We start from the raw sequence: 26,355 nt of genomic DNA, 5'->3' as shown, positions 1-26,355 counted from the left end.
GATACAAAAATCTCGCCTTTTTTAAGGCGAGATTATATATTTACGTTATAATTTTATTAAAAACTATAATCCAAGGCCTTTTCTTTCATCACCTCCCATTAATACCTGAACAGGATTGTCAATACCTTCTTTTACCGCTACAAGGAATCCTACTGATTCTTTTCCGTCGATAATTCTGTGGTCATAAGACATTGCCACGTACATCATTGGTCTGATTACAACTTGTCCATCAACAGCAACTGGTCTTTGGATAATGTTGTGCATTCCTAAGATTGCAGATTGTGGTGGGTTGATGATTGGTGTAGACAACATAGATCCGAAAGTACCACCGTTTGTAATGGTGAAAGTACCACCAGTCATTTCGTCAACTGTAATTTTACCGTCTCTTACTTTGGTAGCAAGATCTTTGATGTTTGCTTCAACTGCGCTGAAAGACATATTCTCTGCATTTCTCAATACAGGAACCATTAACCCTTTAGGACCAGAAACGGCAATTGAAATGTCGCAGAAATCATAGTTTATTTTGAAATCTCCATCGATAGATGCATTTACATCAGGATACATTTCTAATGCTCTTGTAACCGCTTTTGTAAAGAAAGACATGAAACCAAGTCCAACTCCGTGTTTTTGAGCAAATTCTTCTTTATATAGCTTTCTTAATCTGAAGATTTCAGACATGTCAACTTCGTTGAAAGTTGTTAACATAGCTGTTTCATTCTTCACAGAAACTAGTCTCTGAGCGATCTTTCTTCTTAAAACTGAAAGTTTAGTCGTTGTAGTAGATCTAGAACCTGTAGCGGTAAGAGGACTTCCTCCTAATGCAGGAACTGCAGCTAATTCAGCATCAGTCTTAGTGATTCTTCCATCTCTTCCTGTTCCTGAAACCTGTGCAGCATCCATTCCTTTTTCGTCAAGAATTTTCTTAGCAGCCGGAGATGGAGCTCCTGTAGCATAAGTTTGTGGAGCAGCAACCGGAGCAGCTGGTTTAGGAGCTTCTTGTTTAGCAGGCTCAGCAGCTTTTGCTTCTTCCTGTTTTGGAGCTTCAGCAGCAGGTGCAGCACCAGCTGGTTTTGCAGCATCCATATCAATTAAACAAACTACCTGACCTACTTGTACTACCTCACCTTCTTCTGCTTTTAAAGTGATAACACCACTTTGTTCTGCAGGCAATTCAAGAGTTGCTTTGTCTGAGTCTACTTCAGCGATAGGTTGATCTTTTTCTACATAATCACCATCTTTTACAAGCCAAGTTGCAATTTCAACTTCTGTGATTGATTCGCCCGGTGAAGGAACTTTCATTTCTAAAACTGACATATCGAGTATTTTTTATTTTTTAATTGAATATTATTTAAATTAAGCTGTAACGGGTCTTTTTGCAGGAGCATCGTCTCTATCAAAAACTCTGTTGATTACTGCATTTTGGTTTTTCTCAAACATTTTGTGGCTACCTGGAGCCGGAGCACCACTTGGTACCGGAGATACTACCTGGATTCCTGTATCTCTGAAGTTTCTCAGGATATAAGACCAAGCTCCCATGTTTTCAGGTTCTTCCTGAGCCCACACCAATTGTGTTCTGTTTTCATATTTGTTGAAGATTGCTTCAATAGCATCTGTTTGAAGTGGATATAACTGCTCGAATCTTACTAATGCAATATTTTCACAGTTCAATTCTTCTTTCTTCGCTAATAATTCGAAGTACAGTTTCCCTGAACAAAGAACTAATTTTTCTACTTTTTTAGGATCTGCAGTTGGATCATCTAAGATTGGCTGGAATGTACCTGTTGCAAAATCTTCAAGCGGAGAAACCACTTTAGGGTGTCTCAATAAAGATTTAGGGCTCATTACGATCAATGGCTTTCTGAATGCCCACTTCAACTGTCTTCTCAATAAGTGGAAGTAGTTGGCAGGAGAAGTAATATTCGCTACGACCATGTTTTCGTTAGCACAAAGTGTTAAGAATCTCTCCAATCTTGCTGAAGAGTGTTCTGCACCCTGACCTTCTGAACCGTGAGGTAATAGCATAACCAACCCGTCCTGGATTTTCCATTTTTCTTCTGCAGCTGCTAAATACTGGTCAACAATGATCTGAGCACCGTTCACGAAATCTCCGAACTGAGCTTCCCAGATTGTTAAAGTATTTGGCGAAGCCATAGCATATCCATAGTCGAAACCTAGCACACCATATTCTGAAAGGTGAGAGTTGAATACATCAAATCTGTTTTCTGAAACGTGTCTTAATGGGATATATTCTTCTTCTGTATCTTCTGTTTTTACTACAGCGTGTCTGTGAGAGAATGTACCTCTTTCTACATCTTCCCCGGAGATTCTTACATTGTGACCTTCTACAAGAAGTGTAGCATAAGCTAACCACTCTCCTAGTGCCCAATCTAATGAGTTTCCTTCAATCGCTTTAACACGGTTATCGAAAAGTCTTGTAATCTTGTTGATGAATTTCTTATCAGCTGGAAGCGTTGACATTTTAATCGCCAATTCTTTCAGCTTAGCCAAGTCATATTTTGTATCAACCGGTAACTGAACTGCTCCTCTTTTTCCGATTGGATAGTTTACCCAATCTTCAGACATGAACACGTCCATTACGTTTTTCTCAATTTCTTTAGAAGCATCAAAGTCTTTATCTAAAAGAGCTTTGAATTCCGTTTCCATTTTAGCGATTACATCATTGGAAGTAACACTGTCTTTAAGCAATTTATCTTTATAAATTTCTCTTGGATTCGGGTGTTTTGAAATAGTTTTATATAGGTTTGGCTGAGTAAATCTTGGCTCATCCCCTTCGTTGTGCCCATATTTTCTATATCCTAAAAGGTCGATATAAACGTCTTTTCCGAATTTTGCTCTGAAGTCAGCAGCAAAATGGATTGCATGAACAACAGCTTCTGCATCGTCAGCATTCACGTGCATTACAGGAGATTCTGTAACTTTTGCAATGTCTGTACAGTATGTAGAAGATCTCGCATCCATGTAGTTTGTTGTAAATGAAACCTGGTTGTTTACAACGATATGAACTGTACCTCCTGTTCTATACCCTTCAAGTGTCATCATCTGAGCAACTTCATAAGCAATTCCTTGTCCAGCAATAGCACCATCACCGTGGATGATGATTGGTAATACTTTAGAGTAATCTTTATACTTATCGTCTACTTTCGCACGGCAGATTCCTTCTACCAGAGCTGCTACGGTTTCAAGGTGAGACGGGTTTGGAGTCAGGTTAATACTAACTTCTTCTCCTGAAGCTGTTTTTATTTTTTTAGATGATCCTAAGTGATATTTAACGTCACCAGAGAATACATCCTCTTCAAATTCTTTACCTTCAAATTCTGAGAAGATCTGCTTGTAAGACTTTCCGAAAATATTGGTTAAAACATTTAATCTTCCTCTGTGAGCCATCCCTAGAACAACTTCATCAACTCCTAATTGAGAAGATCTTGAGATCAATTGATCTAAAGCCGGGATTAATGTTTCTCCACCTTCCAGTGAGAATCTTTTCTGACCTACAAATTTTGTATGAAGATAATTTTCAAAGGCTACAGCCTGATTTAATTTTAATAAAATCTCTGTTTTTTCGTTCGCAGAAAGGCTTGGGTGGTTTTCATTTACCTGAAGCCATTTTTTGATGAAATCTTTTTCTTCAACGTTGTTGATGTATGTATATTCTACCCCGATAGAATCACAGTAGATATTCTCAAGATGTTTGATAAGGTCTGCTAAAGTAGCAGGCTCTTTCATCCCTGTTTCAACGGCACAGTTGAATTTTGTATTTAAATCTGCTGTAGATAGACCGAAGTTCTCGATATCTAAAGTAGGTGTATAGTGTCTTCTTTCTCTAACTGGGTTTGTTTTTGTAAACAGGTGCCCTCTTGTTCTGTAAGCCTCAATAAGGTTTACTACCTTAAATTCTTTCTTGATGTGTTCAGGAACTTCTCCGCTTGTTACTGCCTGAGAAATCTGTTGTACTGCCGGAGCAGCGTTGGCCGGAGCCTGAATAAATTGAGTGTTATCGTCATCACCATAGTTCTCTAAAGCAAAATCGAAGCCTTGAAAGAAAGCTTTCCATGATGGTTCTAAAGAATCTGGGAATTTTAAGTACTGTTGGTATAAATCCTCAATTAACTGAGAATGAGCTGCGTTTAGGAATGAAAATCTGTCCATTATTACAGTTTATCTATTTATTAAAATTTATTTGTAGAATTAATCTTCAAATTTAATAAAAAAAACCGAGTTAGAACAGTCTAAAACCGTTAAAAAAACTTAAGAAAAAAATAATTAAAAAATAATTACTTATACACTGATAATGAGAGCTTAATGTTCACGTCCTGACCTTCCATCGGACGTTCAATAAAGGTCTGGCGGATATCTCCAAAGCGCATCTCGTCTTTTTTGGCTTTCTGAATCAGCTGCTGAATTGCCTTAATTCGACCTTCATAGCTCCCTTTGTAGTACATTACGTAGTTTTGTGATGGATTTACGGACCTAAAATTAAAGTTATTGTCAGAGACTCCGATTTTCTTGGAAAGGGGAATTCCGAGGAAGTAAGAAACTTCTTTGTCTTTATAGTTATCTGCATCTGTCATCAAAACCGGATACCCGAATTCATCGTCTTTCTTACCAAGATCCATCGATACAAAATTATACACTTTGTTATAATTCATCACGATATTTTTGTAAAGGGCATCTTTTTTATTGGCCGTACTTACGTTGATTCCCAACAACAGTTTATCTTCTTCATTTTCCACCATCAGACTGTCATACTTGATGGCTGCCATCTGATTATCTTTTTCAACCTTATTTCCTAAAGAATTTTTAAGATTGACCATACTTTTGTTGATGTTTTCAGCAAAACGGTCCTCTGTCCAAAAGTTTTCTACCCTTCTCCATACAGAAAGTTTAGGCGTATGTACATACCACGTAATTTTAGTCTTTTCAGCAGAAACAGGCTTAAATTTAACGTCAACCAATGTTGGATTTTCATTTTCATCCTCAAAAAGCTGGTATTTTAGAGTCTTATTAAGGTTCTCATAACGGATGAACATTTCACCATCGGTATCATTCTGCTTATCTACATAGCTGATGGCACTTCCCTGTCCTTCATAAGGCGTATAATAATCGATGTCCATAGACTGTGAACTGGTAAAAAAATTGTTCCATCTTGTAAAGTTCTGAAGGTTATTGAACTGAGCAAAAACTTTATCTATCGGATAATCAATTTCTTTCTCCACGGTGAAATTCTTGCTTTCATCCACAAAATAATACATGGAAGCTGCATAAGCACCTCCCAAAAGAACAATAAGGACAATTAGATATTTAAAAATACGCATCGCACAAAAGTAATACAAATAAAAAAAGTGACCAATATGCCGATCACTCTGGTTGTATGTTTAACAATAATTAACCTAGTTAAAGGCTGGGAGCCGGATAATGAGAGATGTAAACTATTGTTATTCTATTGATTACCAATCATCCCTTGATTAAAATTAGGTACTGATAAATTTTACCTTATTGTCATTGACTACGTCGAATCTTCGATTTCTGACGAAGGAAGAATCTCATTTATAGTTTAGATTCTTCCTTTCACTTCGTTACATTCAGAATGACAGAGTGAAATAATAACTTAATGTAAAACTATTATCACAGGTCTTTCAATAAAGAGGTATATTCATCACTCCAACTTTGATAACTTCCATCCCCCATCTCCGACTTCCTTTCTTCTTACCCAATATGAGTTCCCGGTGCCAACACTGCTCCTTTTTTCACGACTACAATCCCATCCTGAACAGAATAAGTTCCGTAATCTCCATCAGGAAGGTGCTTTCCACCGATAATTTTTACATTATCTCCAATATAGCAATTTTTGTCAAGGATCGCTTTTTCAATATAACAGTATTTCCCGATTCCCATATTCGGGCGACCACTTCTATCATTAAGAACAATTTCTGTGGTATTTTGATAGAAATCAGCTCCCATTACATAGGAATTGACGATGGTACTTCCTTTATCTATTCGGGTTCTGTTTCCAATCACGGAATTTTCAATTTTATCTGCCATGATGATACATCCATCTCCAAAAACGGCCTTACTTACATAAGAACCGTTGATTTTTGACGGCGGAAGCATTCTCGCTCTTGTATAAATGGGAGAAGATGAAAACAGATTGAACTGCGGAAGATCCAGACAAAGATCCAGATTAGCTTCGTAAAAAGACTCTATAGTTCCGATATCCGTCCAATAGCCTTCATATTGATAGCTTAATGTTTTATATTTCCCAATGGAACTTGGAATAATATCTTTCCCGAAATCATCTCCTGCTCCTTCTTCGAACATTTTCTTCAGGATAGTCTTCGTAAAAATATAAATCCCCATGGAAGCCAGAAACTCTTTTCCTTTATGTTTATTTTCTTCTGAAACTTCAGATTTCAGCCCTTCCAGCATATCATAATCTGGTTTTTCGTAGAAAGAAGTGATATTTCCGTCATCATCAGATTTTAAGATTCCAAAACCGGTGGCATCTTTAGCATTCACAGGAATGGTTGCAATTGTCAGGTCACCTCCGTTTTCTATGTGAAAATCTAACATTTCTCTAAAATCCATCTGGTAAAGCTGATCTCCGGAAAGAATTAGGATATAGTCATAATCATATTTTTCAAGGTGTTTCATAGACTGACGCACCGCATCTGCAGTTCCCTGATACCAGCTGTCATTTTCCACATTCTGTTCAGCAGCCAGGATATCTACAAAGCCCTGACTGAAAATATCAAAATGATAAGAATTTTTAATATGCGAATTCAGCGACGCTGAATTAAACTGGGTCAATACCAGGATTTTATTTAATCCTGAGTTCAGGCAGTTTGAAATAGGAATATCCACCAGTCTGTATTTTCCGGCAATAGGAACTGCCGGTTTTGATCTGGTATACGTTAACGGGAATAATCTTGTTCCTCTGCCTCCGCCCAATACAATAGAGATTACATTTGGATTCATAAATATATTGCGTTTTTATTTTATTAAGTTTAAGGTTTTCTTTTTGGTGTCTGATCAATCTGATATTAAAAACTTTATTATATCAGCTATTATATAAAGCTATATATTTTTCGGCAGATTTCTCCCATGCAAAGTCAAAATTCATATTCGCATGAATAAGTTCTTCCATCATTCCTTTCTGATTGTAGATTCCAATCGCTCTGTTCATCGCATGTACAATATCATCTACGCCAGGATACGTGAAGTTTAGTCCTGCTCCGCCCGTTGAAACATCTTCTACCGTATCCTTCAATCCTCCGGTATATCTTACTACCGGAACCGTTCCATATCTCATGGAATACATTTGATTTAAACCACATGGCTCTACTCTTGATGGCATTAATAGGAAATCTGCCGAGGCATAGATCTTATGAGAAAGATGTTCTTTATACCCTAAATCCAGGGCAAAGTTGGTATAGGTATAGTCGTATTCCTTAAGTTTATTCTCAATATAGGTATTTCCTGACCCCAGAATCATGATATTTAAAGCACCATAGCTTTGTTTGATGCTTTTCCATACCACATCCGGTAATAGGTCTGCTCCTTTTTCCGTAGCGAACCTTCCAATAAATGCAAATAGAGGAAGTTCAGGTTTTAAGCCATACTCTTTACAAAGTTTCTCTTTGTTCTTTTTCTTTTGAGCCACTGCATTTTTACTGCTAAAATTAAAATCCAGCATCGGATCGGTTTTCGGGTTCCAGACTTCCGTATCAATTCCATTGATAATACCATACGCCTTGCCGAATTCCTGGCGGACCAGACTTTCAAGCCCTCTGAAACTGATGAAAAGTTCTTCCAGATATCCTTCGGAAACTGTAGTAAAGGCATCTGAACATTTAATCATACTTGCCAGTGGGTTCACCAATCCATTCCAATCCATTAATCCCCATTTATAAGCATCAAAAGAAGGCATATAATTCGCCATATTCCAGCTCATCATTCCCTGATACTCTCCGTTATGGATCGTTCCAATGGTTTTTACGCCTTTAAGAAAGCTAAATTCCGGACAATGTTCTACCATAAAAGGAACCAATCCGGTATGATAATCATGACAATGGAGAACATCCGGTTTTAATTCCATAGCACATAACCAATGCAGAACTCCCTGTTGGAAAGCCAGAAACTGAAAACTTTCATCCTGATACCCGTAAGGATTATCTCTATCCAGCAGTCCCGGAATTCTCACCATATAAAGTTCAAACCCCAGAACATTTGTTTTTTCCTTCATTACCTGAACCTGCAGCATATTAGCCCCCTGATGAATGAATCCATCAAACACCAAATCAAACTCATGTTCATAAACAAAGGGTTTGTTATACCATGGCATTACCACCTTGGTATCTATTCCTTTTATTTTATTCTGATATTTCGGAAGTGCACCAACAACATCTGCCAGCCCACCCACTTTTGCTACAGGATAACATTCTGTACTTAAATGATAGATAACCATTTTATCTTTTGTGTTTAATTCTGTGTAATTTATACTTTTTATCTTTTTGCTGTCTCAAAATAATCCCTGCCAGAGGAGGTAAATTGATTGTCATAAACTTTTGATGCTCTGTTCCGTCTTCATATTTCTCTTCTAATATATCGGATATTACTCCACTTCCACTATATTCTTCATCATCGGAATTAAGAATAACGTCCCAATGGGTTCCGTTAGGAATCTTTATTCTGTAGTCCAAGACTTTTGGGGTTAGATTTAATACGGTCATCAAAACATCATCCCTTCTTTTTCCTTTTCTGAGATAAACATAAACCGAATTCTCCAGATCATCTGCCTCTATCCATTCAAAACCGTTTTTATCAAACTGATTTTCATACAATGCAGATTCTGATCGGTACAAATGGTTTAGTTCCTTTACTAACCTCTGCAATCCCTTATGCACAGGATACTCCAACAGGTGCCAGTCAAGGCTTCGGGTAAAATTCCATTCGCTGGTTTGCCCGAATTCATCACCCATAAAAAGCAACTTGGCTCCCGGATGGGTATACATATATACGTATAGGGTACGAAGATTGGCGAATTTCTGCCATTCATCGCCTTTCATTTTATAGATCAGACTAGCTTTCCCATGTACCACTTCATCATGAGACAAAGGCATCATATAATTTTCATTATACATATACATGGAAGCAAACGTAAGCTTATGATGATGGAACTTCCTGTTGACAAAATCTTCCTTGAAGTAATCCAGTGTATCGTGCATCCAGCCCATCATCCATTTCATTCCAAAGCCTATACCGCCATCATGAACGGGCTTGGTAAGCATAGGGAAATCTGAACTTTCTTCAGCAATAGTCATAATACTATTCCCGAATTCCTTATAAACAGCGGTATTAAATTCCTGCAGAAATGCTTTGGCTTCAAGATTTACATTTCCGCCATAGATATTGGGCTCCCATTCTCCTTCATTCCTTGAATAATCCAGATGCAGCATTGAAGTTACGGCATCCACACGCAGTCCATCTGCATGATAACGATCCAGCCAAAACATTGCGTTGGAAATCAGGAAAGATTTTACTTCATTTCTTCCATAATTAAAGATATGAGATTTCCAGTCAGGATGAAACCCTTTTCTCGGATCTTCATGTTCATATAAATGAGAACCATCAAAACGATACAGTCCATTAGCATCTCCGGGAAAATGTGAGGGTACCCAATCCAGAATAACACCTACATTATGCTGATGAAGTTCATCAATCAGGAACATCAGATCCTGTGGTGACCCAAATCGTGAAGTGGCGGCATAAAATCCTGTAATCTGATAGCCCCAACTTGGATCATAAGGATATTCCATAACGGGCATAAACTCCACGTGGGTAAACTCCATTTCTTTTATATAGGGGACGAGTTTCTTTGCAATATCACGATAGTTCAAAAATTTATCAGGATCATTACCTTCTCTTACCCATGACCCCAGATGCAACTCATAAACAGACAAAGGGGCATCCAGATTGTTTTTCTCCCTGCGGCTATCCATCCATTCCCTGTCATTCCATTCATACCAGGTTGTAGAAACCAATGATGCTGCCTGAATATTCTGTTCCCAGCTTAAAGCATAAGGATCACTTTTCTCCAGGATTTCTCCTCTTGCTGTTTCAACGGCGTATTTATATAAAGTTCCCCAAGGCAACTCTTCAATAAAGCCTTCCCAAATCCCGGAACCATCCCATCTTGGAAACAAAATATGATCTTTATGGTTCCAGTTATTAAAATCTCCTATTACGGAAACCTTTTTGGCGTTAGGTGCCCAAACCGAAAAATAAACTCCTTTTATACCATCCTTCTCTACAGAATGGGCTCCAAATTTACTATACAGCTTATAGTGTCTACCTTCTTTGAAAAGATACACGTCATGATCGGTGAAAAGCGTATAGGTTTTAACAGAATTCATCAAGATCAGTTTGTATTTATATTTTGTCTGAAACTACGAAAAATACTGATAATAGCGATTAATTATTCATCAAATAATTATCATGTTAGTTTCCCTCTTTCGTTTCCTATCAAATATATCATTTTTTAATTCACTTTTTTATGATTCCCAAACAATCTTTTTTATAAATTTAGCAATCTAATAATTTATTAAACACTTATGATGAGGTTCGAACTTTATACTGATGAAAAAGATGACAGGCCCGTATTTATTACTGGTAATTTCAACAATTGGAATCCAAAAGACTATAATTACCTACTCCAAAGATCAGATTCACATCATTATTTTATAGAAATTGAAGACGAAAAGCTAGCTGATGAAATTGAGTACAAATTCACTAAAGGAGGCTGGGAAAATGTAGAACTGGATAAATATGGAAATATCACTCCTAATCGGAAAACAAAAAAATCACTCCAGAAAGTCTCTGATACTGTAGAAAAATGGAGATTAAACTGGGGACCATTTAAGGAGGAGTTCTTCCCCACTGCTGAAGTCATTTCCGAAAAATTCTATATTCCACAACTGGATCGTTACCGGAAAATCTGGGCCGTACTTCCTTATGACTATCATACTTCGGAGAAGAGCTATCCTGTTTTATATCTTCAGGATGCCCAAAACCTGTTCAATGAAGGAAGTGGTTTTGGAAACTGGGAAATTGATAAAAAGCTATCTATCCTTGCAGAATACGGGCGTGGTGATATTATCGTCATTGCTATAGAACACGGAAGCGAAGAACGGATTAAAGAATATATCTTTGATAATGATAATGTAGCCAATGGCTCTGAGGGAAAAAAATACATCCGTTTTATTGCTGATACTTTAAAGCCTTATGTGGATGAAAATTACCGTACTAAAAAGGACCGCGACAATACAGGAATCGGTGGCAGCTCGCTGGGAGCATTAATCAGTATTTACAGTGGATTCCTTTATCCTGAAGTTTATTCTAAGTTATTAATCTTCTCTCCTTCTCTTTGGGTGGAACCCAATAATAACTTTCCAATGATGAACTTCCGGGTTCCATTTAAAACAAAAATATACTTATATGGCGGTGGACAGGAAGGATCTAAAATGGTCAAAAGAATTCATATTTTTGAAGAATATCTGAAAAGATGGGAAAAAAAGAACCTCTTCGACTTTGAATTCAGAACCAGTATTAATCCTGAAGGAACTCACAATGAATTTTACTGGTCACAGGAGTTTCCGAGAGCTATTGAATGGCTGTTCTATGACAATACAGAAAATCCTGTAGAAGTAAAACCACAACAACAAAGCATTAAGAACTAAATTTTATGAAACTAATCAACAAAAAAAATAGAAACTACACCCAAATATTTCATTTATTCACTGAAGAGGAATGGACCAAAACAAGTAAAAATTTCAATAAAAATATTGCCCTATTCTTCACAGGAAAAAAGCATGAAGTGTTCATCAATGCTCATGAAGAAGGAATTACTTACTTTATCGGACTCGGAAACTCGACTTTACAAAATTTTGAACTCCAACAGGTTGCGGTAAAATTCTCCCAAACCCAAAAGGAAAAACTACAGGCTGCTCCCACTTTACTGCTTGCAGATTCTCTTAATGAAAAACAGTTTGAAGAATTCGTAAAGGGATTACTCATAGGAACTTACAACTATCCTTTTGAAAAAAAACATCCTTTCTGGAATTCAAAATTTGAATTGCATTTTGAAAATTTAAGCCAGAAAAAACTGGATTTTATCAGCCAGAAAGCTGAAGCTTTAAGCAATGGACAAATCGCTTGCCAGGAATGGATGAATAAACCTGCGAATCTAAAAAAACCGGAAGTTTTCAGTTTATACCTTAAAAATCTGGCAAAAAAATATGAATTAAAATATACCGTTTTCAACAGAAAAAAATGCGAAGAACTTGGGCTTGGAGCTTATCTTGCTGTTAACCAAGGAAGCGCTCATGATGCAGCCTTTACTATTTTGGAATATAAGACCACGGTTAAAAATGCCAAAACATTTGGATTGGTTGGAAAATGTGTATTGTTTGATACCGGAGGAATTTCCTTGAAACCTTTTACCAATATGCATTATATGAAATCCGATATGGGTGGGGCAACAGCTGTTTTAGGGACTCTAATCTATGCTGCTGAAATGAATTTACCGGTTAACATTATAGCCGTTCTCCCGATTACTGATAATGCTATTTCCGAAAAAGCCCTTCTTCCAAGTGATGTGATTACCGCTTACAATGGTAAAACTATTGAAGTTATGGATACGGATGCGGAAGGCAGGCTAATTCTTGCTGACGGACTGTCTTATCTAACTAAAAATTACAAAACAGATTTCCTTATTGATCTCGCTACTTTAACGGGAAGTTCAGTAAGAATGTTTGGCGATACTTGTGGAGCTCTATTTTCCAATAATGAAGACCTGAAAAACCTTTTGATAAAAACCGGAGATCACACCAATCAGAGGCTATGGAATTTACCATTATGGGATATCTGGAAAGATGATATACAGTCTGATGTAGCCGACTTAAAAAACATGTCTCTAAAGCCTGTTGGAGATTGTATTATCGCCGCCAAATTCTTACAACAATTCACTGAAAACCACCCTAAATGGGCGCATTTGGATATTGCCGGAGTAGCCTTTGGAAATGTAGGGTATGCTAAAGAAAAAGCAGCAACCGGATATGGGGTTCAATTGCTCACGGATTTAATCGAAAATTATCACTAAAAATTAGTTTATTACAAAAATTCTCTGTATACTTGATTAGTGATTCATAAAAGCATATCATATTTTTATTTTTGATGTTAATCAAATAATAAAGAATTGCTTTTATTTTTGATAATTCACTAAAACTTAAAAAACATTATATGGAGGAGAAAATTATAGTATGTATTTCGTGCTATTACAAGGGCTATGACTTCATGGATGAAATGAAGAGGCTCGGTAATAAAATCATCTTAGTAACATCAGAAAATCTTAAAGAAAAAAACTGGCCCTGGCAAGCCATTGATGAGGTATTTTATATGCCTGAAATCAAACCATCTGTGTGGAACCTGGAACATTTGATTCAGGGATTTTCACACCTGATGAAAACAAGAAAAGTAGATGCTGTAGTTGCTCTTGATGACTACGACGTAGAAAAGGCTGCCCTGATCCGCGAAACGTTTCGTATTCCGGGAATGGGACAGACGACCCACCGCTATTTCAGAGATAAACTGGCGATGCGCCAAAAGGCGAAAGACACAGGCATCAATGTTCCTGAATTTACGGCCGTTTTCAATGACAATACAGTGAATGAATTTGTAGATAAGGTTCCCGCTCCATGGGTATTGAAACCCCGTTCAGAGGCTTCGGCATCAGGAATTAAAAAGATCATGACCAAAGAACAGCTTCATGAGGCGTTGGAAACTCTTGGAGAAGAGCGTCATCTTTTCCTCCTGGAAAGCTTTAAACCGGGAGATGTATATCATGTAGACAGCCTTACCTTCAACAAAGAAATAGTCTTTACTTCTGCATCAAAATATCTGGCTCCGCCTATGCAGGTTTCTCATGAAGGGGGTGTTTTCAGATCTAAAACATTAGGAAGATACTCTGATGAGTTCAAAGCTTTGGAAGAGATCAATTCCAGGGTACTTTCCAACTTTGGATTACTCAACGGAGCCACTCATACGGAATTCATCCGTGGAAAAGAAGACGGAAAATGGTATTTTCTGGAAACCTCCTCACGAGTGGGGGGTGCTCATATTCCTGATTTGGTAGAAGCTTCAAGCAGCATCAATATCTGGAGAGAATGGGCCAAAATTGAAGATGCTCTCTTAAGAAATAAAAACTATAGTGTCTCCCCTCCTACAGGATATTACGCAGGTCTTATTGTTGCGCTTATCAAAGATAAAGAGCCAGATTATAGTAAATTCGCATGTGAGGAAGCCATAAAATTTATTCCCATCGATTATCATGTTGGAATTGTTTACAAATCCAGTGATGCTTCCGTAATAGAAGAAAGACTAGACAGCGCCGCAGAAAAGATCAATGCCGAAATGCTCAACATCCTTCCGCCTAAGACTAGTAAGTTAAGCAGTTAATTATACACAACCTTAAAGTACAAATTTAAATGCCGCATATAGAACATACTGATTACTATTCCAATATATTGGGAACAAGTCTTAAGGTAGAAGTGACCGGATATTCCGGATATCCTATTATCATGTTTCCTACTTCTCAAGGACAATATACCCAGAACCATGACTTTCACCTTAACGGAAGTATCAATTGGTTTGTAGAACAGGGAAAAGTAAAGCTTTATAATATTCAGACCATTGACAGCTGGAGCTTTTATGATAAAACACTATCACCGCAACAGAGAATAAAAAATTACGAACGATACGTGCAGTTTTTGATCGTGGAGTTTGTTCCATACATTCAAAAACTTCATAAAACCCATCGTGTAGCAGTGGCTGGAGCCAGTTTTGGAGGTTATCACGCTGCCAATTTTGCTTTTAGGTTTCCGGATGTAGTTTCTCATTTGTTTTGCCTTTCAGGGGCTTTTAGTATAAGAAATTTTATGGACGGTTATTCCGATGACCTGGTGTATTTCAATTGTCCAAGAGAGTTTGTAAGAAATGATGAAGCATGGAAATATAAGCATATGCACATTGTATTGAGCACCTCCGATCAGGATATCTGCAAAGACAAGAATATTGAAATGGCAGAAATCTTAAGGGTAAAAGGTATTGATTTCTGGTATGATGAAAGAAAATGGATTGGTCACGACTGGCCGTTGTGGAGAATGGTTTTTCCAATCTTTATTGGAGCTTATTTCTCTTAAAAAACATCCAAATAAAAACAAAAAATCAGTTTGTAAAATAACTTAAGTGTTTAAAATAAAGATTTTTAAATGAAAAAGAGAATCAATACTTTAACGCTTAAGTTTTAAAAATCTAAAGAATCATAGATTCTGTTGAGAAATAAAGTATAGTATACACCATTAAAAACAAAAATTATGACAAAAAAAGTAGGAATTCTATTCGGTATGGAAGACACATTTCCCTGGGCATTTATAGACAAAGTAAATGAATTGGGAGGTGGAGATATCGTGGCTGAACCTGTTACCATTGACAAATTAGAACAAGGGGCAGATTATGGTTATGCAGTGATCATCGACAGAATTTCGCAGAATGTTCCTTTTTACAGAGCTTATCTGAAAAACGCCGCACTAAACGGCACTTATGTAATCAATAATCCGTTTTGGTGGAGTGCTGATGAAAAATTTTTCAATAATGCACTTATGAGCAAATTAGGAATTCCGTTGCCCAAAACAGTATTGCTTCCATCCCATGAGAGGCCAACCGATACTTCGGAAACTTCATTCAGGAACCTTAAATTTCCCCATGACTGGGAATATATTTTTGATTATGTTGGATTTCCTGCTTATATGAAACCTCACAATGGTGGCGGCTGGAAGAATGTTTACAGGGTAGAAAATCCGGATGATCTTTGGAACAAGCTTGGAGAAACAGAACAGCTGGTGATGATGGTTCAGGAAGAAATTATTTTTGATGATTATTACCGAGTGTATTGTCTGGGCAGAAAATATGTTCATATCATGCCTTACGAACCTAGGAACCCACATCACTTAAGGTATGCCACTACTCACCAGACACAAGGGGAAGAGCTTGAAAAATTATTAAAAACCATTCATGATTATACAATCAAAATGAATGAAGCGTTAGGATATGATTTCAACACTGTTGAATTTGCTGTAAGGGATGGTATTCCTTATGCTATTGACTTCTGCAATCCGGCTCCGGATGCAGACAGAAATTCTGTAGGAGAAGAGAATTTCGCATGGATTATAGAACATGCTGCTAAGCTTGCTATTGAAAAAGCTAAGGAATATGTTCCGGGAAAACCTAATATCACTTGGGGAACCTTCGTGAAAGATTCCATAAAATAATATTGAAAAAGAATAAAAAAACACAAGACAATGCATCATCAGTTTACTATTGGAATCGAAGAAGAATATCAGATCATTGATGTTGAAAGCAGGGATCTGATTTCGCACGTATCAAAAATCATTGAAGGCGGAAAAGCGGTATTGAGTGAAAATCTAAAGCATGAAATGCACGAATCCATGATTGAAATGGAGACCGGCATCTGCCAGAATATTCAGGAAGCCCGGGCAGAATTAACCAATTTAAGAAGGCATCTCATCAATACAGCCCATGAACAGGGACTTCGCGTTTCCGGAGGAGGAACCCACCCTTTTTCTCATTGGTCTGACAATACGATTACTCAGGGAGAGAGATATATCAAAATTGTTGATGATATGGGGGATGTTGCCCGTGAGAACCTGATTTTTGGACTTCATGTTCATATTGGAATTCCTAATCGTGAGGAAGGCGTAAGAATTCAGAATGTAATGCGTTATTTTCTGCCTCACGTCTATGCCCTTTCTACCAATTCTCCTTTCTGGATCGGAAGGTATACAGGTTTTAAATCTTACAGACAGGAAATTTTCGTTAAATTTCCGAGAACCGGTATTCCCAGTTACTTCAATTCATTGGCAGAATTTGATAGTTATGTTGATCTTTTGGTAAAAACAGGAACCATTGATAATGCTAAAAAAATATGGTGGGATTTAAGGGTTCATCCGTTCTAATCTACCATTGAGTTCAGGATTTGCGATATGCCTTTAAGAATTGATGAAACAGTATGTCTTGCAGCCATTATGCAGAGTTTAGTGGCTAAAATTTATAAACTCCACCAACAAAATCTGAGTTTTAGAAGCTACAGAAGACTTTTATTGAATGAAAATAAATGGCGTGCTTCCAAAAGCGGTATTGAGGCTCATCTGATTGATTTTGGAAAAGAAGAATCGGTTCCTTATCCCCATTTGTTAAAAGAACTCTTAGAGTTTATTGATGATGTAGTAGATGATTTAGGATGCCGACAAGAAGTTGAATATGCCTGGAAAATTCTTGAAAATGGTACGGGTGCCGATCGACAGCTTCAGATCTTCAAAGAAACCGGGGATCTTACTAAGGTTGTGGATTATATGATCTCGGAAACAGAATACGGCATTACACATGGTGAATCCGCTTCATAATATTTTTGGTAACTTTACAAAAAATATGATGTAATGAAAGATATTCGAATTGCTCTGCTGGACATGAACAACAATCATGTTAATCAAGGCTTTAGAAACATTAAAGAAATTTCTGAAACGTTTCAGCAGAACTCTGAAGAAAATGTAATCATCGAGACATTTGATGTCAGGTTTAAAGATGAAATGCCGGAGATTGGAGACTTTGATATTTTTATTTCTTCAGGCGGACCAGGAACCCCGCATCGTGAAGGTTTCGAATGGGAAAATAGGTTTGCTCAATTTTTAGATTCCGTTTTTGAACATAATAAATACAATGAGGATAAAAAGTATCTTTTCCTGATTTGTCATTCTTTTCAGTTGGCAAGTATTCATTGGAAATTAGGGAATATCTGTAAAAGAAAATCCTATTCTTTTGGGGTAATGCCAATTCATAAAACAAAAGAAGGCCGGGAGGAATTTTTATTCAAAAATCTTCAGGATCCTTTTTATGCAGTAGATTCCAGAGCTTATCAATTCATTGAGCCGGATCACGACCGTTTTGAAGAATTGGGAATGACTGTTATGGCTATTGAAAAGTTCCGACCTCATATCAATTTGGAGAGAGCGATAATGGCTGTTCGTTTTTCTGATGAAATATTCGGGACCCAATTTCACCCGGAAGCAAGCCCTGAAGCTTTAATAGAAAATCTTAAGGACGATAAGAACAGAGAAGCTATGATTGAAAACTTCGGAATGGAAAAATATCTTGAAACCATGGACAGAATAGATGATGAAGATAAAATCATCCTGACCAGAAATCAGATCCTCCCGAGATTTCTTCAGTTCGCAAAAAAAAACATTTTGAAGAACGTTGAATCTTTGGCTTAAAAAATTAAAATAAACCACAAAAGCCACAAAAGCTTAACCCTAAGTTCTTTTTAAGTTACTACTAAACTGTTTGAAAAGTACATTTAGGTGTTTTGAAAATCTTTGATTTTCATCTTATGTGAATTTATTATACATCCATTTATATTTTTAATAAAAACTTTTGTGACTTTTGTGGTTAAATTTATTTCAAATATCAAATCGAGCAAAAATGCTCGATTTTTTACCACCACAAAAGAAAAAATATGATCCCAAAATACAGAAAGCATTTCAATCAGGAGTTTTCAGATGAAAAGTACAAACAGCTTAAAGAGATTTTAACACGCAAAGGCGGTATAGAACCGGGTTTCAGAATTTCAGAAAGCCCGATTTTCCTTACCAAAGAATTTGAAGGTAAATTGCTTGATGCCAGTGAAAGTATCATTAGCCAGATCAAAGCGCTTCCGGCTGAAACCCTTCAAAAAGCAATTCCTGACAACTGCAGGGTTCCCAATGACGCAGACCAACCCCATTTTTTCACCATCGATTTTGGAGTCTGTAAAAGTGAAGATGGAACAATTGAACCACAGCTGATAGAGCTTCAGGCTTTTCCTTCATTATATGTTTTCCAAAAGATTTATGAAGAAACGTTCTGTGAAGTTTATCCTTTTCTTTCATCGATTCGTAATCCTATGTCTCATGCAGACTTTAAACAGTATTTAAAAGATCTGATTGTAGGGGATGAAAATCCGGAGAATGTCATTCTTCTTGAAATCTTTCCTGAAAAGCAGAAAACAGCCATCGACTTTACTTTAACCGAGCAATTACTCGGTATCAAAACGGTGTGTTTGACCAAAATAAAGAAGGAAGGTAAAAAGCTTTACTATGAAAATGACAGCAAACTTGTTGAAATTAAAAGAATCTACAATCGTGTTATATTTGATGAACTGGATAGGATTCCCGATCTTAAAACTGAGTTTGATTTCCGTGAAGAAGTAGATGTACAATGGATCACTCATCCGAACTGGTTCTTTAAGATTTCTAAGTTTATTTTACCATTCCTGAAACATCAATTTGTTCCTAAAAGTTATTTCTTACATGAATTTCCGGAACATGAAAACCTTGAGAATTTTGTATTAAAACCATTATTTTCATTTGCAGGCAGTGGTGTAAATTTAAATCCGACCAAAGAAATCACAAACACTATTGAAGATAAGGAAAACTATATCCTACAGAGAAAAGTAACTTATGAACCACTTTTTGAAGATATCAATGGGGAATTTTCAAAGGCAGAGATCCGGTTGCTGTATATTTGGAAAGAAAATGATGAGCGTCCTATTTTACTTGAAAATTTAGGAAGAATGACCAAAGCAGCCATGGTCAATGTGGATTTCAATAAGAAAGATGCTATCTGGATTGGGAGTTCTAATGCTTTTTTTGGAGAGCTATAAAGTAAAAGCTGAGCTCTCGCAAATTTTGCAGATGCTTATGATAACTTATTAATCAGTGAGATCATCAGAATTTATAATAAAGCGGCTGCACTATGAAGTACAGCCGCTTTTTTTATCTCAATCTCAAATGTTTACAAATTCTTGTCATCTTCCAGCAATTCTCTTGCCTGATATTCCTGAACAAGATCAATAGCATTGGAAATTACATCACTTAAAGCCGTAATGAATGTTCCGTCTTCAGCCATTCCCATGGCATGCTTCAATGCTTCAATTTCTTTAGGAATAATTTCGTAGCTGACATCTTTTCCTGAAGACTGCATGCCTTCGATAATCAATCCATTGATCTCCTCTTCTGTTCTTCCACGAAGATGTTTTTCATTTCGGATGATGATATGATCGAACATTCTTCCTGCAATTTTCCCACATTCTCTGATATCATTGTCTCTTCTGTCTCCAACACCGGAAATAATCCCTATTTTTTTGGTAGATTCCACATTTTTCAGGTAATCTTCTATTGCTTCATATCCGGATGGGTTGTGAGCAAAGTCGATCAACACTTTAAAGCTTTTAAACTTAAAGACATTTAATCTTCCGGGAGTAAGTTGCGCACTTGGAATAAAGGTTCTTAACGAATTGGAAATATCCTCAATTCCAAATCCATGAAGATAACTTGCCAAACTGGCCGCCAAAACATTTTCGATCATGAATCTGGCTTTACCATCCATTGTAATCGGGAAATCTTTGGCTTTACCTATTCTAATCTTCCAGTCACCTTTCTTAATGGTTACAAAACCTTCTTCATAAACGCAGGTAATTCTTCCTTCTTTGGCAAATTTTACAATATGAGGATTATTCTCATCCATGCTGAAAATAGCTACATTACAATCAAGATTGTTAACAATTTTCATGGAATACTCATTGTCTGCATTCAGCACACTCCAACCGGTTTTCTTTACACTGTCTAATACAACCCGCTTTACTTTAGTAAGATCTTTCAGGTTATGGATATCATTCATTCCCAAATGATCTTCCTCAATATTGGTCAGAACGCCAATATCACATTGTGAAAATCCTAACCCGGAACGGAGAATTCCACCTCTGGCTGTCTCCAGAACAGCAAACTCCACGGTAGGATCTTTTAAAATAAACTCTGCTGACAATGGTCCTGTGGTATCTCCTTTCGACAGCATTGTATTTTGAATATAAATTCCATCTGAAGTAGTAAATCCTACTCTATAACCATTGCTTTTTACAATGTGGGAAATTAATCTTGTTGTGGTTGTTTTTCCGTTGGTTCCGGTTACTGCAATAATCGGAATGGTAAAAGGTTTTCCCTGTGGATATAGCATATCCACTACCGGAGCCGCTACATTTCTTGGTAACCCTTCACTTGGAGCTAGGTGCATCCTAAATCCTGGAGCAGCATTGACTTCTATAATAGCCCCACCACTTTCTTTTAAAGGTTGTGTAAGGTTTTCTGCCATAATATCAATCCCGCAAACATCCAGTCCGATAATCTTGGAAATCCTTTCCGCCATTGTAATATTTTCCGGGTGCACCATATCGGTAACATCTATTGATGTTCCTCCTGTAGAAAGATTGGCTGTAGATTTCAGATAAACCACCTCTCCTCTTTGCGGAACTGTTTCCAAAGTATATTGAAGCTTTTCAAGCAGTTCTAAAGTATCTTTATCCACTGCAATTTCGGTAAGAACATTTTCATGGCCATACCCTCTTCGTGGATCTTTATTTTCTTTATCAATAAGCTGCTGAATATTCAGTTCCCCGTCTCCAACGATATGGGCAGGAACTCTTCTTGCTGCCGCCACCATTTTATTATCAATAACCAATACCCTGAAATCATATCCTGTAATGTATTTTTCAACGATTACTTTTCGGGAGTATTTCTGGGCATGTTCCAATCCAATTTTGGCAGCCTCCCAATCATTAACATTGATAGAAGAGCCTTTTCCATGATTCCCATCCAAAGGTTTTAAAACAATGGGATACCCTATTTTTTTGATAACGTTATTTAAATCTTCCTCATCAACCACCAAGTCACCTATAGGTACCGGAATAGCAGCATCGTGAAGCATCCTTTTGGTTAATTCTTTATTGCAGGCAATATCTACCGCAATAGAGCTTGTTTTTCCGGTAATTGTCGCTTGAAAACGCTGTTGATTGACTCCATATCCCAACTGTACCAATGAATTTGTTCCCAACCGGATCCAGGGTATTTTTCTGGAAACGGCTTCTTCTACAATACTTCCGGTAGATGGACCCAGACGTACACGTTCTCTGATCTCTTTCAGTTTCTGAATACAGGCATTCAGGTTGTAATCTTTTCCTTCAATTAAAGCTTCTGCAATCTTGACGGATTCCTCAGCAGCATAAATTCCTACATTTTCTTCAAGATAATTGAAGACTACATTATACACTCCCGGCGTTTTGGTTTCCCGGGTTCTTCCAAAGCCAACATCCATCCCCGCCAGGGTCTGTATTTCCAAGGCAATATGCTCAATGACATGTCCCATCCAGGTTCCTGTTTCCACTCTATGGAAAAAACCACCTTCCACTCCTTCTGAACACCTGTGGGTAATCAGTGACGGGATTAATTTTTCAATTCTATCCCTGAATCCTTCTATTTTATTGGTAGGATAATTCTCCATTTCTTCAAGATCCAACCTCATCTGTATCAGCTTCTTTCTTCTGATACTCCAGATATTAGGACCTCGTAGTGCCTGAATCTTTTCGATTTTCATAGTCTATTGGCATTTTGTCAGTTAATAATAACTTATTTTATAATCAAATATAATATAAAACCCTAAACGAAACTATACCACACTTGAAGATTTATTAAAAAAAAATTAATCTTTATTCACATTTGTAAAACATTAAAAATCAACTAAAGATGGCACGAAATTCGCCAAATATGTTAATTATTTTTTAATTTTGTACCATGACTAAACCTGTAGGAAAATTAATTGTTATCGGAGGTGCTGTAAATAAAGGAAGCTTTGCAGAAACCGATTATGATCAGAATATTGAAAAGAATCTTAATTTTTTTGAGCGCGGAATTTTGCGAAAGATCATCAACGAATCAAAACACAAAGAAGATTCTGTGATTGAAGTGGTAACAACGGCCTCTCAAATTCCTCAGATTGTAGGTGCTGAATATAAAAAGGCATTCGAATTCCTTGGTGCTAAAAATGTAAACATTCTTGATATTCATAACCGTGAAGAAGCTAATTCTGATGCGATGGTAGCCAGAGCGAATGCTGCAGACGTCATGATGTTTACAGGAGGTGACCAGTTGAGACTGACATCTATTCTGGGCGGAACCCGATTTCACGATACTATTTTATTAAAATATCAGGAACAGGACTTTATTTATTCAGGAACTTCTGCCGGTGCAGCTGCTGCCTCAGAAAATATGATTTATCAGGGAAGTAGTTCTGAAGCTCTGTTGAAGGGAGAAATTAAAACAACACAAGGTTTAGGTTTAATAGATAACGTCATCATCGATACGCATTTTGTACAACGAGGCAGAATCGGACGTCTTTTCCAGGCAGTAGTGAATAACCCAAGAACATTGGGAATCGGACTTGGGGAAGATACCGGGCTTTTCATTCATAATGATGTGATGACTGCTGTAGGTTCCGGACTTGTGATTTTGGTAGATGGAAGATTTATTAAGGATACCAACCTTACCAATATTAATCTTGGAGAACCTATCTCTATTGATAACTTAACGGTTCATGTGATGTCTATGAACGATCACTACGATCTTACCACTAAGACGTTAACAATTGAGAATTCACAGTTCAATCCAATTCCTTTGGACAAATAGTAAAATTCATACTTTATATAAATATAAACGGGACCTTGGTTCCGTTTTTTGTTTTTTAAAAATCACCGTTTAGATTATAACAGACTATCAAATAAGTTTGGGCTAAAGCTAAGGGGTTGAATATTTTTTCAGATTAGCTAAAGCCTACCTCTATTGATGTTGACATCCGTGTGGATATACATATGGGTAATTGTTATTTAAAGACAAGATCTTTTATCTTTTATCTTTTATCTTTTATCTTTTATCTTTTATCTTTTATCTTTTATTTATAAATTACCTTCGTAAAAAATTTATCAATTATCATTTATATTCTATGAAAATCATCATTCACGGAGGCTTTTTCTCGGAAAGTGACCAAAGCCATGAAGTAAAAACAGCCAAACAGAACTCTTTAAAAGAAATTGCTGAAAAGGTATTTCATTATCTTCATACCCATTCTGCCTTTGATTCAGTGGCTTATGCTGTTTCTTTGCTGGAAGATGATCCTTTATACAATGCCGGAATAGGTTCACAGATTCAAAGTGATGGTGTCATCCGTATGAGTGCAGCTATTATGAATGGTGAAACCCAGAAATTAAGTGGTGTTATCAATATTCAGGATGTAAAAAATCCAATTTTTGTAGCCAAAGACCTGATTGGAGAAGATGACAGGGTTTTAGGTGACCAAGGGGCGAAACGTTATGCTGCAGAACACGGGTTTGAAAACTTTTCAACGGAAATTCCACAGAGAAGAACAGAATATGAAGCTAAACTGAATAGCGGCGGTAAAGGAACTGTAGGCTGTGTAGCCATCGACAAAGATGGGAAACTGGCTGTTGCTACTTCTACAGGTGGAAAAGGTTTTGAGATTCCGGGAAGGATTTCAGATTCTGCCACTGTGGCCGGGAATTATGCCAATGCATTCTGTGCGGTAAGCTGCACAGGTGTGGGGGAAGATATTGTAAGCAATGCTACTGCCGCAAAAATTGTAACCCGTGTGACGGATGGAATGAGCCTTGAAACGGCTTTCAGTAAAACCTTTGATGAACTTAAAACAATTGACGGATTTGCAGGTGCCATTGCCATTGATAAAGATGGAAATGTTTATCATCAGGATTCCTATCCTACTATGGTTTTCGCCAGTTTTGACGGTGAAAATTTTGATATCTTTTCTTAATTTTAACATTTTTTTATAATTCAACTTAATTTTTTGGCACGTATTTTACATATGTATTAATAACAAATTTTAATATTAATATCTTTTAAAAAATAGAAATCATGGGAAACAAAACAAAAGGTTTATTAGCTTTACTAGGATTAGGTGCTTTAGCATATTGGAAATATAAAAATTCAAGTCCTGAAGATCAACAAGCCGTAAAGGATAAGCTTAATACAGCAAAGGATAATCTTAACAAATGGGGAAATGATATTAAGAGTAAAGCCAATGATGTTGCTTCCCAGGTTCAAAATAAAGTAGACGAGGCAAAAACAAAAGCCGAGGATTCTTTAAGCTAAAAAAGACAGTAGTTTTTTTAACATTCATATATAGAAAAAGTCATCGTAGTAGTTTGCGATGACTTTTTGTTTATTCATCAGAATAAATGAAGTGTATTTAAGGCAAAATCTTTGATTTTTTAGCCAGATCTCCTTCGTAATGGTTGGATATTACAATACTTTATTTTTTCTGTGCTATTAACGCAAATATCAGCGGAATTTTATTTCCAAACTGTGGAATTCGCCATTTTCCTTTTTCAACTTCTTCTACATGTCTGAAACACGGATATGGTGACCAATCAAACTCCTGAAAAGTATTCAGTTGCAGATCTTTTTTAATCAGGTTGTCAAGAACTTCCGATAAAGAGTGATTCCACATGATATATTCCTGTACAATAGGTGCAGACTGATCTGCGTAGGTTCCTTCATACGTTTCTACAATCGGTTTTTCATTGAAATAGTTATAGGTGACTTTTGTAAAGTCATCATCAAACATCCAAACGACAGGATGAAATTCTGCCATGATAAACTTCCCGCCAGATTTTAGAAAGTGATTGACAACATCTGCCCATTTTCCAAGATCTGGAAGCCAGCCTATTGTACCATAGCTTGTATATACAATATCAAATTTCTGACCCAGAACATTAGGTAGATCATATACATCCGAACAGATAAATGCTGTATCAGTTCCACACTTTTGTGCAAGATCTCTGGCTGTATCAACTGCTTTATCAGAAAGATCAATCCCGGTAACTTTTGCCCCCATTCTTGACAGTGAAATAGAATCCTGCCCAAAATGACACTGCAAATGCAGAATAGTTTTTCCTTTTATATCTCCCAGAAGTCCCAGCTCAATTGAATTCAGTGAGGTTCTTCCTTTTAAAAATTCATCTAAAAAGTAGAAATCCGACTTCAAATGCGGTTCTACTTTTGCATTCCATGATTTTTTATTTATTTCTAAGTAATTTTCCATTGTTTAATTTTAATTTCCCTGAATAATATAATTTTTTTCTAATAATTTTCTTTCAGGTGTATTGGAATTATCCGGCTGAAACCAAACTGTCAGGATTCTTAGGTTCTGCCGGTTTTGTGGTTGTGACTAAGGACAAAGCAGGGCTTTGGACAGACGGAAGATACTTTACACAAGCTGCTATTGAACTGGACGGTTCAGGAATCGAACTTTTCA

Annotated in this window: 18 protein-coding genes and 2 pseudogenes; 12 read left to right on the top strand and 8 right to left on the bottom strand. The window is 36.9% G+C overall.

Annotated elements, in window-relative coordinates; all coding sequences use genetic code 11:
• Window positions 1-63: 63 nt before the first annotated feature.
• From odhB to glgB, 6 genes are all read right to left on the bottom strand, one after another.
• Complete coding sequence (gene odhB, locus NBX25_RS22515; RefSeq protein ID WP_123911257.1) at window positions 64-1,314, bottom strand: 2-oxoglutarate dehydrogenase complex dihydrolipoyllysine-residue succinyltransferase; 1,251 nt, start codon at window positions 1,312-1,314, stop codon at window positions 64-66.
• A gap of 39 nt (window positions 1,315-1,353) precedes the next feature.
• Window positions 1,354-4,167 (bottom strand): 2-oxoglutarate dehydrogenase E1 component, encoded by a 2,814-nt coding sequence (locus NBX25_RS22510; RefSeq protein ID WP_123911256.1) that lies wholly within the window; start codon window positions 4,165-4,167, stop codon window positions 1,354-1,356.
• 125 nt (window positions 4,168-4,292) lie between these two features.
• Window positions 4,293-5,333, bottom strand: coding sequence for an SRPBCC domain-containing protein (locus tag NBX25_RS22505; protein WP_123911255.1), 1,041 nt, complete (start codon window positions 5,331-5,333; stop codon window positions 4,293-4,295).
• A gap of 391 nt (window positions 5,334-5,724) precedes the next feature.
• Window positions 5,725-6,993: a glucose-1-phosphate adenylyltransferase gene (locus NBX25_RS22500; protein WP_123911254.1), complete on the bottom strand. Its 1,269-nt coding sequence runs from the start codon at window positions 6,991-6,993 to the stop codon at window positions 5,725-5,727.
• An 82-nt stretch (window positions 6,994-7,075) separates the two neighbouring features.
• Entirely contained in the window at window positions 7,076-8,482 is a 1,407-nt protein-coding gene (locus NBX25_RS22495) for a glycogen synthase (protein ID WP_250255526.1), read from the bottom strand.
• 1 nt (window position 8,483) lies between these two features.
• Entirely contained in the window at window positions 8,484-10,430 is a 1,947-nt protein-coding gene (gene glgB / locus NBX25_RS22490) for a 1,4-alpha-glucan branching protein GlgB (RefSeq protein WP_250255524.1), read from the bottom strand.
• A 198-nt stretch (window positions 10,431-10,628) separates the two neighbouring features.
• Between glgB and NBX25_RS22485 the strand changes: the two genes are divergently transcribed.
• The 8 genes and pseudogenes from NBX25_RS22485 to NBX25_RS22450 all read left to right on the top strand — a co-directional run bounded on the left by NBX25_RS22485 (window position 10,629) and on the right by NBX25_RS22450 (window position 19,846).
• Entirely contained in the window at window positions 10,629-11,753 is a 1,125-nt protein-coding gene (locus NBX25_RS22485; RefSeq protein ID WP_228412791.1) for an alpha/beta hydrolase-fold protein, read from the top strand.
• A 5-nt stretch (window positions 11,754-11,758) separates the two neighbouring features.
• Entirely contained in the window at window positions 11,759-13,174 is a 1,416-nt protein-coding gene (locus NBX25_RS22480; RefSeq protein ID WP_250255522.1) for a leucyl aminopeptidase family protein, read from the top strand.
• A gap of 140 nt (window positions 13,175-13,314) precedes the next feature.
• The gene (locus tag NBX25_RS22475; protein WP_250255520.1) at window positions 13,315-14,529 is read left to right on the top strand and encodes an ATP-grasp domain-containing protein; all 1,215 of its coding nucleotides are present in this window, start codon (window positions 13,315-13,317) and stop codon (window positions 14,527-14,529) included.
• A gap of 29 nt (window positions 14,530-14,558) precedes the next feature.
• The gene (locus tag NBX25_RS22470; protein ID WP_250255519.1) at window positions 14,559-15,272 is read left to right on the top strand and encodes an alpha/beta hydrolase-fold protein; all 714 of its coding nucleotides are present in this window, start codon (window positions 14,559-14,561) and stop codon (window positions 15,270-15,272) included.
• A 174-nt stretch (window positions 15,273-15,446) separates the two neighbouring features.
• Complete coding sequence (locus tag NBX25_RS22465; RefSeq protein ID WP_250255517.1) at window positions 15,447-16,400, top strand: ATP-grasp domain-containing protein; 954 nt, start codon at window positions 15,447-15,449, stop codon at window positions 16,398-16,400.
• Window positions 16,401-16,430: 30 nt separating this feature from the next.
• Window positions 16,431-17,552, top strand: a pseudogene (locus tag NBX25_RS22460) (carboxylate-amine ligase).
• A gap of 33 nt (window positions 17,553-17,585) precedes the next feature.
• Window positions 17,586-18,419: a type 1 glutamine amidotransferase gene (locus NBX25_RS22455; RefSeq protein WP_250255515.1), complete on the top strand. Its 834-nt coding sequence runs from the start codon at window positions 17,586-17,588 to the stop codon at window positions 18,417-18,419.
• 242 nt (window positions 18,420-18,661) lie between these two features.
• Window positions 18,662-19,846 carry a hypothetical protein gene (locus tag NBX25_RS22450; protein WP_250255513.1) on the top strand — a complete coding sequence of 395 codons (1,185 nt, stop codon included), beginning with the start codon at window positions 18,662-18,664 and terminating at the stop codon, window positions 19,844-19,846.
• Window positions 19,847-19,977: 131 nt separating this feature from the next.
• Here NBX25_RS22450 and cphA read toward each other — a convergent pair whose 3' ends face one another.
• Window positions 19,978-22,608: a cyanophycin synthetase gene (cphA, locus tag NBX25_RS22445; protein WP_123911246.1), complete on the bottom strand. Its 2,631-nt coding sequence runs from the start codon at window positions 22,606-22,608 to the stop codon at window positions 19,978-19,980.
• Window positions 22,609-22,805: 197 nt separating this feature from the next.
• Here cphA and NBX25_RS22440 point away from each other — a divergent pair, with 197 nt between their 5' ends.
• From NBX25_RS22440 to NBX25_RS22430, 3 genes are all read left to right on the top strand, one after another.
• Window positions 22,806-23,696: a cyanophycinase gene (locus tag NBX25_RS22440; protein WP_123911245.1), complete on the top strand. Its 891-nt coding sequence runs from the start codon at window positions 22,806-22,808 to the stop codon at window positions 23,694-23,696.
• Between the two features lie 313 nt (window positions 23,697-24,009).
• Window positions 24,010-24,852: an isoaspartyl peptidase/L-asparaginase gene (locus tag NBX25_RS22435; RefSeq protein ID WP_250255512.1), complete on the top strand. Its 843-nt coding sequence runs from the start codon at window positions 24,010-24,012 to the stop codon at window positions 24,850-24,852.
• Window positions 24,853-24,953: 101 nt separating this feature from the next.
• Window positions 24,954-25,190, top strand: coding sequence for a YtxH domain-containing protein (locus NBX25_RS22430; protein WP_123911243.1), 237 nt, complete (start codon window positions 24,954-24,956; stop codon window positions 25,188-25,190).
• Between the two features lie 160 nt (window positions 25,191-25,350).
• Here NBX25_RS22430 and NBX25_RS22425 read toward each other — a convergent pair whose 3' ends face one another.
• Window positions 25,351-26,142, bottom strand: a complete 792-nt coding sequence (locus NBX25_RS22425; RefSeq protein ID WP_250255510.1) for a class I SAM-dependent methyltransferase — start codon at window positions 26,140-26,142, stop codon at window positions 25,351-25,353.
• A gap of 86 nt (window positions 26,143-26,228) precedes the next feature.
• On the opposite strand from NBX25_RS22425, the pseudogene NBX25_RS22420 reads away from it, so the two are divergent.
• A pseudogene (locus NBX25_RS22420) lies at window positions 26,229-26,355 on the top strand (aminopeptidase P family N-terminal domain-containing protein); the annotation flags it as partial.

The sequence above is a fragment of the Chryseobacterium sp. Marseille-Q3244 genome, from assembly GCF_940807095.1.
In the GTDB taxonomy this organism is placed as follows: domain Bacteria; phylum Bacteroidota; class Bacteroidia; order Flavobacteriales; family Weeksellaceae; genus Chryseobacterium.
Note: the sequence above shows the minus strand (reverse complement) of the source record. Positions and strands in the feature narration are given on the sequence as shown.

Excerpts from the sequence above, each read along its gene's own strand:
- NBX25_RS22475 (WP_250255520.1), top strand. The coding sequence starts at position 13,315 with ATGGAGGAGAAAATTATAGTATGTATTTCGTGCTATTACAAGGGCTAT.
- NBX25_RS22425 (WP_250255510.1), bottom strand. The coding sequence starts at position 26,142 with ATGGAAAATTACTTAGAAATAAATAAAAAATCATGGAATGCAAAAGTA.
- NBX25_RS22465 (WP_250255517.1), top strand. The coding sequence starts at position 15,447 with ATGACAAAAAAAGTAGGAATTCTATTCGGTATGGAAGACACATTTCCC.
- NBX25_RS22450 (WP_250255513.1), top strand. The coding sequence starts at position 18,662 with ATGATCCCAAAATACAGAAAGCATTTCAATCAGGAGTTTTCAGATGAA.
- NBX25_RS22430 (WP_123911243.1), top strand. The coding sequence starts at position 24,954 with ATGGGAAACAAAACAAAAGGTTTATTAGCTTTACTAGGATTAGGTGCT.
- NBX25_RS22505 (WP_123911255.1), bottom strand. The coding sequence starts at position 5,333 with ATGCGTATTTTTAAATATCTAATTGTCCTTATTGTTCTTTTGGGAGGT.
- NBX25_RS22480 (WP_250255522.1), top strand. The coding sequence starts at position 11,759 with ATGAAACTAATCAACAAAAAAAATAGAAACTACACCCAAATATTTCAT.
- odhB (WP_123911257.1), bottom strand. The coding sequence starts at position 1,314 with ATGTCAGTTTTAGAAATGAAAGTTCCTTCACCGGGCGAATCAATCACA.
- NBX25_RS22495 (WP_250255526.1), bottom strand. The coding sequence starts at position 8,482 with ATGGTTATCTATCATTTAAGTACAGAATGTTATCCTGTAGCAAAAGTG.
- NBX25_RS22470 (WP_250255519.1), top strand. The coding sequence starts at position 14,559 with ATGCCGCATATAGAACATACTGATTACTATTCCAATATATTGGGAACA.
- NBX25_RS22500 (WP_123911254.1), bottom strand. The coding sequence starts at position 6,993 with ATGAATCCAAATGTAATCTCTATTGTATTGGGCGGAGGCAGAGGAACA.
- NBX25_RS22440 (WP_123911245.1), top strand. The coding sequence starts at position 22,806 with ATGACTAAACCTGTAGGAAAATTAATTGTTATCGGAGGTGCTGTAAAT.
- glgB (WP_250255524.1), bottom strand. The coding sequence starts at position 10,430 with ATGAATTCTGTTAAAACCTATACGCTTTTCACCGATCATGACGTGTAT.
- cphA (WP_123911246.1), bottom strand. The coding sequence starts at position 22,608 with ATGAAAATCGAAAAGATTCAGGCACTACGAGGTCCTAATATCTGGAGT.
- NBX25_RS22455 (WP_250255515.1), top strand. The coding sequence starts at position 17,586 with ATGAAAGATATTCGAATTGCTCTGCTGGACATGAACAACAATCATGTT.
- NBX25_RS22510 (WP_123911256.1), bottom strand. The coding sequence starts at position 4,167 with ATGGACAGATTTTCATTCCTAAACGCAGCTCATTCTCAGTTAATTGAG.
- NBX25_RS22435 (WP_250255512.1), top strand. The coding sequence starts at position 24,010 with ATGAAAATCATCATTCACGGAGGCTTTTTCTCGGAAAGTGACCAAAGC.
- NBX25_RS22485 (WP_228412791.1), top strand. The coding sequence starts at position 10,629 with ATGATGAGGTTCGAACTTTATACTGATGAAAAAGATGACAGGCCCGTA.